This is a genomic window from Ovoidimarina sediminis, from assembly GCF_032586175.1.
GTDB lineage: Bacteria > Pseudomonadota > Alphaproteobacteria > Rhodobacterales > Rhodobacteraceae > Ovoidimarina > Ovoidimarina sediminis.
On sequence record NZ_JAWHTE010000032.1, the window covers coordinates 41,983 to 49,097 of the forward strand.

Annotated in this window: 6 protein-coding genes, 1 tRNA gene and 1 pseudogene; 5 read left to right on the forward strand and 3 right to left on the reverse strand. The window is 58.2% G+C overall.

What is annotated here, in order from left to right:
• From RXV90_RS23125 to RXV90_RS23135, 3 genes are read left to right on the forward strand one after another with little or no spacing between them, the layout of a single operon-like run.
• On the forward strand, window positions 1-603 hold the full coding sequence (locus tag RXV90_RS23125; protein WP_316652301.1) for a cysteine hydrolase family protein: 603 nt from the start codon (window positions 1-3) through the stop codon (window positions 601-603).
• Complete coding sequence (locus tag RXV90_RS23130; RefSeq protein ID WP_316652302.1) at window positions 600-1,457, forward strand: isocitrate lyase/PEP mutase family protein; 858 nt, start codon at window positions 600-602, stop codon at window positions 1,455-1,457. The genes RXV90_RS23125 and RXV90_RS23130 overlap by 4 nt, the downstream gene beginning before the upstream one ends.
• A 14-nt stretch (window positions 1,458-1,471) precedes the next feature.
• Window positions 1,472-2,851, forward strand: a complete 1,380-nt coding sequence (locus tag RXV90_RS23135; RefSeq protein WP_316652309.1) for an FAD-dependent oxidoreductase — start codon at window positions 1,472-1,474, stop codon at window positions 2,849-2,851.
• Between the two features lie 138 nt (window positions 2,852-2,989).
• On the opposite strand, the gene RXV90_RS23140 is transcribed toward RXV90_RS23135, so the two are convergent.
• On the reverse strand, window positions 2,990-3,694 hold the full coding sequence (locus RXV90_RS23140) for an IS6 family transposase (protein WP_316652304.1): 705 nt from the start codon (window positions 3,692-3,694) through the stop codon (window positions 2,990-2,992).
• 62 nt (window positions 3,695-3,756) lie between these two features.
• On the opposite strand from RXV90_RS23140, the pseudogene RXV90_RS23145 reads away from it, so the two are divergent.
• Window positions 3,757-4,134 (forward strand): annotated as a pseudogene (locus RXV90_RS23145) (transposase); the annotation flags it as partial.
• A gap of 133 nt (window positions 4,135-4,267) precedes the next feature.
• Here the strand turns inward: RXV90_RS23145 and RXV90_RS23150 are convergent.
• Window positions 4,268-5,491 (reverse strand): FG-GAP repeat domain-containing protein, encoded by a 1,224-nt coding sequence (locus RXV90_RS23150; protein WP_316652306.1) that lies wholly within the window; start codon window positions 5,489-5,491, stop codon window positions 4,268-4,270.
• 474 nt (window positions 5,492-5,965) lie between these two features.
• Between RXV90_RS23150 and RXV90_RS23155 the strand changes: the two genes are divergently transcribed.
• Window positions 5,966-6,787, forward strand: a complete 822-nt coding sequence (locus RXV90_RS23155; RefSeq protein ID WP_316652307.1) for an AraC family transcriptional regulator — start codon at window positions 5,966-5,968, stop codon at window positions 6,785-6,787.
• 254 nt (window positions 6,788-7,041) lie between these two features.
• Here the strand turns inward: RXV90_RS23155 and RXV90_RS23160 are convergent.
• Window positions 7,042-7,113 (reverse strand) — tRNA-OTHER (locus tag RXV90_RS23160).
• Window positions 7,114-7,115 lie beyond the last annotated feature (2 nt).

Genomic DNA, 7,115 nt, shown 5'->3' on the forward strand with positions numbered 1-7,115 from the left:
ATGGATGAACTTGACCCCGCACGGACGGCGCTCCTGACGATCGACCTGCAGAATGACTTCCTGCACGCGAAGGGCGCCTATGGGCGAGCCGGCCAGACCTCGGAACTGATCACCGCCTTGCCCGCGCGGATCCGACCAATCGTCGACCGGTTGAGATCGCGGGGCGGCACATTTGTCAGCGCGCAGTTCACGCTCGTTCCCGGGCCTGGGGGCGAGCCGTTGATCGCACCACACCTCAAGAAACTGCGCCCCTTCCTCGGAAGGGGCGATTTTGCGCCCGGCGCCTTTGGCCACGCTCTCGTCGAAGATCTGGCGCCGGCGGACTACACGATCGAGAAGGTTGCCTATTCCGCATTCTACCAGACCCGGTTGGAATACATCCTCAAGGCGCTGGGGATAGACACTCTGATCATCGGCGGGATCGTTACGAATGGTGGCGTGGCAAGCACCGTCCGCGATGCGCATCTCAGGAATATTCACACCATTCTTCTCTCCGATGGCTGCGCCGCCTTCGATCCGAAAGTGCATGACGCAACGCTTGTATCGCTCGGCTCAATTACACCGATCGTGACTTGCGAGGAGATGCTGGAGCAATTGTCATGACGCTGAGGGTACGCCTCCGATCTGAGGAAATCCTCGTCGCGCCCGGAGTTTATGACGGACTGACAGCCGCCCTCGCCGCGGATGCCGGCTTCGAGGCTCTCTATCTGTCGGGCGCGGCGGTGGCCTATACCCGGTTGGGCCGCCCTGATATCGGGCTGACTTCGGTCACCGAGATGGCCGATACGATGACGCTCGTTCGCGACCGCGTATCCCTGCCCGTAATCATCGATGCCGATACCGGCTTCGGAAACGCTCTCAACGCTCAGAGAACCATGAGGCTCTACGAACGTGCGGGTGCCTCGGCGCTTCAGGTGGAAGACCAGACTTTTCCCAAGCGGTGCGGCCATCTGTCCGACAAATCGCTGATCACCGAAAGCGAGATGGCGGGCAAGATCGCTGCCATGGCGGACGCCCGCATGTCGGACGAGACGCTGATCATCGCGCGAACGGACGCAATCGGCGTCGAGGGGTTCGGGCGCGCTCTTGAAAGAGCCGAAACCTATGTCTCGGCGGGTGCCGACGTGCTTTTCATCGAGGCGCCGCGCTCCGGCCAGGAGCTTGCCCGTGCCGCAGAGCATTTTCGGGATCGGGTGCCCCTTCTGGCGAACATGGTCGAAGGTGGCGCGACGCCCGTGCAATCGGCAGCGGATCTCGAGAGCCTGGGCTTCTCCATTGTGATCTTCCCCGGCGGCATTGTACGCGCATTGGCAAAAACCGCTGGCGAGTACTATGTGAGCCTCCGGGAAAACGGCAGCAATCGCCCGTTCTCGGGCCGGATGTTCGATTTCGACGGCCTGAACAAGACGATCGGGACGTCCGACATGCTGGCTCGCGGCAAGCGCTACGAAGGCTGAACGTCCGGTTGAAACTGCGCGTGGACAGAACACCCCGAACGGGTTTCGACCTTGAGGTCCCGATCATCATCATCGGCGCCGGAGCCGCCGGATTGGTCGCCGCCCTGGCTGCCAGCCAGGAAGGTGGCGAGGTGCTTGTGATCGAGGCCGATCCGGTCCCGTCCGGCTCGACCGCATTGTCGGCAGGCCTGATCCCGGCGGCGGGCACACGGTTTCAGCGCGAGGCGGGAATCGATGACAGCCCGGAGTTTTTCGCGGTGGATATCCAATCCAAGGCAAGCGGCGAGAACGACGAGGCGATGGTCCGGCGGCTGACGACGGCCATTCCGCAAACGCTTGAATGGCTTGCCGATGCCTTTGCGCTGCCGTTCTCGGTCGTCACGGATTTCGACTATCCCGGTCATTCCCGGAGGCGTATGCACGGGCTTCCCACGAGATCGGGACGCGAGTTGATCGACCGGCTTCGTGCAAGCTGCGAAGCTCATGGGATCGACATCGTCTGTCACCGGCGCGCGACAAGGCTCTTTGTCGAGGACGGTCGCATCATGGGATGCGAGATCGAGGGCCCGGACGGTAAGGAACGGATCGGGTGCGAAGCACTGATCCTTGCCTGTAATGGCTTCGGCGGAAACCGCGATATGGTGGCCCAACACATGCCAGAAATCGAAGACGCAGTCTGGTTCGGCCACGATGGAAACAAGGGAGACGCGATAATCTGGGGCGAAGAGCTGGGGGCCGCGACGTGCCATCTTGGTGCCTATCAGGGCCATGGCAACGTCGCCCATCCGCACGGGATCTTGATCACTTGGGCCACGATTACCGAGGGTGGGGTCCAAGTGAACACCGAGGGTCGTCGGTTTTGGGACGAGAGCAATGGTTACTCCGAGGCGGCCCGTTCTGTCCTTGCCCAACCGGGAGGAATTGCCTGGACGATCTTCGATCAGCGGATTGCGAAGGTTGCGCGCCAGTTCCAGGATTTCAAGGACGCGGAAGCTGCGGGAGCGATCCGCACCGCCGGGGATATCGCCACACTGGCTGATGCATGCGATCTCCCCGAGGCCGTCCTTCGCGAGACGCTGGAGACCATTCCCTGGGGCGGAACGGATACCTTCGGCCGTCGCTTCGGGAAAATACCGATGGCCCCCCCTTTTCACGCGGTCCGGGTGACCGGCGCTCTGTTTCACACTCAGGGAGGGCTCGATGTCGACGCGGCAGCCCGGGTGCGCCTCCGTTTGGGCGATACCATACCCAACCTCTACGCCGCCGGCGGCGCTGCGGTCGGGGTCTCGGGTAAGGCGGACAGCGGATACCTGTCCGGAAATGGTCTTCTTGCAGCCGTCGCACTTGGAGGCATCGCCGGCAAGGAAGCCGCAAGGCAATCTCGAATGGCCTAGGAAAGGGCCGCTTGGAAGAAGCCGGATCCGAAATCTGGGACCGGAATCGCGATTATCATTGCTAGAACGAGCTTTTTGTTGGCTCGGTGCTGTCAGACGAATGCGAACCAGTCTCTGCTAGGACAGCCCCACTGACCCTTATGCCGCGCAGAGACTGCGCCACTCGATCAGAGCGGCAGCTCGGTTGGCCTTGAAGTGCGGTCTGCTGGAGAGGCTGCGTTCCTGGTTGAAGTGGTTTGAGACAGAGGCATGGACGGCGGCGAACTTCTGCAGACTTCGCATCCGCCGGAACCGAAGCATCGCCCGCTCGCGTCGTCGGAATGGAAGATGCGAATTCTCCGCCCGGTTGTTGACCCACCTTCCCGTCTCCTGGCGATCGGCGGCACCAAGTTCCTTCAAAGCCGCCCCGTAGGACCGAAGCTTATCCGTCACAACCGCCACCGGCTGGCCGTGCTTGCGCATTGCTTTCCTTAAGAATTTCAACGCAGCCTTCTTATCACGGCTCTTTGTCACGAAGCTCTCGAGAACCTCGCCCTCGTGATCCACGGCCCGCCATAGGTAGTAACGCTCGCCGTTGATCTTCACGAAGATCTCGTCGAGATGCCATTTCCAACGGCTGGACTGCATACCTTCGATCCGTCGTTTTCGGATCTCCGACGCGAACAACGGACCAAAGCGATGCCACCAGTAGCGCACTGTCTCGTGGCTGACATCGATACCCCGCTCATGCAGAAGATCTTCGACGTTGCGAAGCGAAAGCCGAAACCGGACGTAGAGCATCACCGCGAGACGGATGATCTCGGGACTGGTCTTGAAGTACTTGAATGGGGCGCGCTTGGTCATGCAGGAAGGCTACGAGAACGCCCTGCCCCGGCTCAAGCCAAGTTCTTCTGACAGGACCCTGGCGCCAGATGAAGACGCCCCGCGACGGGGTCGGCAAGGACGGCTTCCGGAAGTACTTCGCTCGCAAGCAGGACTGTTCGGCCTGCGCGCTCAAGGAACAGTGCACCCCGAACCAGCCAACCAGGAAGATCTCCCGCCATCTCCACGAGGCCGCAAGAGACGCAGCTCGCCGCATCGTGACGACGGACGCCTATGTGGATGCCAGCCGACGACGAAAGAAAGTCGAGATGCTCTTCGCCCATCTGAAACGCATTCTCCGGCTCGACCGGCTACGCCTCCGCGGACCAAACGGCGCCAGAGACGAGTTCCTACTCGCTGCAACCGCTCAGAACCTCCGGAAACTCGCGAAGCTGATCCCCGCCACCCCGGTGACGGCCTGAGCGACAGGCCCAGTTACGCGCTATCGCGATCTGTTCGCGGCTCTCAACCCGACTTCTTCAACACAATCAGCCCGAAGCGGAAGTCTGATGTGAATCGTATTGGGTCCCGCTATGAGCTTCTAATCTCACGAGATCAATTCAGAAACAGAACCTGATTTTTTGCACCGACGCTGAAGTCAAAGTGGCGACGGCTTGTAGAAAGATCACTAAATGTGGGCTGTCCGTTTCTTGGTTGAACAGGCCGAAGGCGATTTGGGTGAGGTGCATCGGACCTAGTGTAGAGCCCGGTCTGCTGCATGGTGTTCATGTCGACCTTCTGTATAGCTCCACCCCTGTACTGCCTATTGGTTCTGAGCACGAACAAAGTCTCGCCGGATACCACGAAGTCCAGAACCGTTTCATACCCTCTGACGCCCGGTATTGTCACAGAGTTGCCCTTACTGAACCTGCCTGAGCCGTTGTTCAGATAAATCCTGGTCGGTAGGTCTTGGCTGGTGTCGCCGCCACCATACTCGTTGCCGCCGATAATCAGGTCACCGTCGCCGTCATTGTCAAAATCAAACGATGATATGGCATGCTGCCAGACACCTGTACTGATCAGCTTTCGAGATTTTGGGAATCCACCGGCCCCGTCGCCAAAGTACGCGACCGTTGACCCATCAAAAGAATTTAATGCGAGGATGTCGAGGTGAGAGTCACCGTTAACGTCCATTACAGAACCACCGTGGAAGAACCCTGTTCGGGAAGTGAGCCTCTTGCTGAGAAATGAGCCATCAGATTGGCTGAGGAGAACAAAAGAGTGCTCCCCTGGAAATGGTTTGGCATCGAAACCGTGGCAAAGGACCGCGACATCATCGATGCCATCATTGTTAAAGTTGGCAGGGACAAGAGTGGAGGCGTGGAGGCAGAAGCCTTCGGAATGAACTATCCGCTTTGAAAGGCTGCGACCCTGCGAATCCGTGAAGAAGATCGCATCCTTCCACCCGGCGCTTTTCCATGCCGCGTAGGCATCCTCATGGTTCTGTTCTGGCCCCCAAACCAATCTGTTGTACTCTGGCGGGCTGACCGTTGAGACGAATTCCAACTGACCATCTCTGTCGAAGTTGCCCGCCTCGGTGTGGTGTGCTTGTAGCCTGATCAGGCTCGGGAGAGAGTTGTTCTCTCGATGAATGTCGGTCGTGGTATCGGTGCGTTTGCTAATCGACGGGGCAATTGTTGTGGAACTGCTGTCAACGGACGTTGTGTTGCAGGCTGCTGCAATAAGAAGTGCAAGACATGCAAATCGCACTCTCCAAGGCGTTGCTGTTCTGAACGAGAGGAATGGTCTCGCAGGCGCTCGAGAATCGTGGGATGCCATTTGAAATGGCTCTTGCCTTCTTGCTAGTTTGCTCAACTTTGTCAGCTGCTTGTAGCAACTCCTATCTTGAGAAATTGGCAAAAGTTGGGAGATAACTTCCGGAGCACACTCTCTCCGATACATCGGGCTTAAGCCGCAATTGAAGACTTTCTTCAGTTTGCTGGCTCCGGTATCTCAGTCACCGCAATTTTGAGTGGCAGCTTCGTCCGCACCTCGGACATCGAGCCTGATCTTGGGAATGTCTGCTGTCGGTAGAAGTGGACGTTCGGGCCTGAAACCGCGTTTCGACGGCCCCGGATGACCGCTCAACTCGCGGCAGCGGTCATCCGACCAAATCCCTCAGATGACCGGGAAGAGCCCGAAGCGGTCGATCCTGCGATACGCACGCATTGCTTCTCAGAAGAACGGCAATTGCGATCAAGCGCGGTGCTTCTTTATGTCGGATGATCTCGTGGTGAACGGACGGAGATCGTCGTGGCTTTGCTCGACAGGATAATTTGGCAGATAGAAACCAGTTTGGGTGAGACGATCACCCTTGATTTGCTCGCCGAAACGTGCGCGGTCAGCGTCTTTCATATGTGCCGCGCTTTTCACCAGGGTACGGGGATGTCGATCATGACATATGTACGCAGGCGGCGTCTCTCCATTGCCGCTAAGGCCATCGCCTACAGCGACGAGGCCATCCTCAGTATCGCGATCAAGTCAGGTTACGCATCACACGAAGCGTTCACACGCGCCTTCGCGACCTACTTCGGCGTACTGCCAAGCAGTGCACGCGATGGGCGTTCCATTTCAACGCTATGCCTCATGGAGCCACTGAAGATGGACAATGATATGATCGTAAATGTACCGAAGCCCGAGATACGAGATCAAAAGGCTTTTCGAGTCGTCGGATTGAGTGCCCAATGCAGTTTCGAAAACACAAGTGCTATTCCGGCACTTTGGCGGTCGTTCAATGCTAGGGAAGGCGACGTTCAGAATGCAGAGGCAGGCGCGGCATATGGCGTTTGCTGTGACGCGGACGAAACGGGTCGGTTTCGCTACGTAGCAGGCGTCCAGGCGCGGGGGCGGACAGATGGCATGGATCATGTCGATGTTCCAGGTGGGCGTTACGCAGTTTTCAATCACATTGGACATATCTCGGACTTACCAAAGACCGTTTACACCATATGGAACAAGAGCCTGCCGGACCTCGGTCTGGAACCCGAAAAAAGCCCGGACTTCGAAAGATACGATCGCAGATTCGATCCCCTTACTGGCCGCGGAAAGGTCGAAATCTGGATTCCAGTTTCGTAAGGCCGAAATTGTGGAAGCGGATATGGGCTATGAATGTCCGGTGTCCGCTTCTCGGACATCCACCCGATATTGGACCATGGCTGCTTTGCGGTGCTTAGCAGTCGTTCTTCCGTTTAGTAGCTGAGGCGGCGCAAATGGACACTTGCTCGAGCCAGAATCCGTCAGCTGTCACCCAAATTGTCACCCACGACAGTAGATGACGCTCAAGTGCGGACCTTGATTCATCATATCCATCTGAAATTATTCGGAGATTTTGGTAGCGGAGGAGGGACTTGAACCCCCGACACGCGGATTATGATTTGGTCCGGGTTAACCCACACTCCGCCAC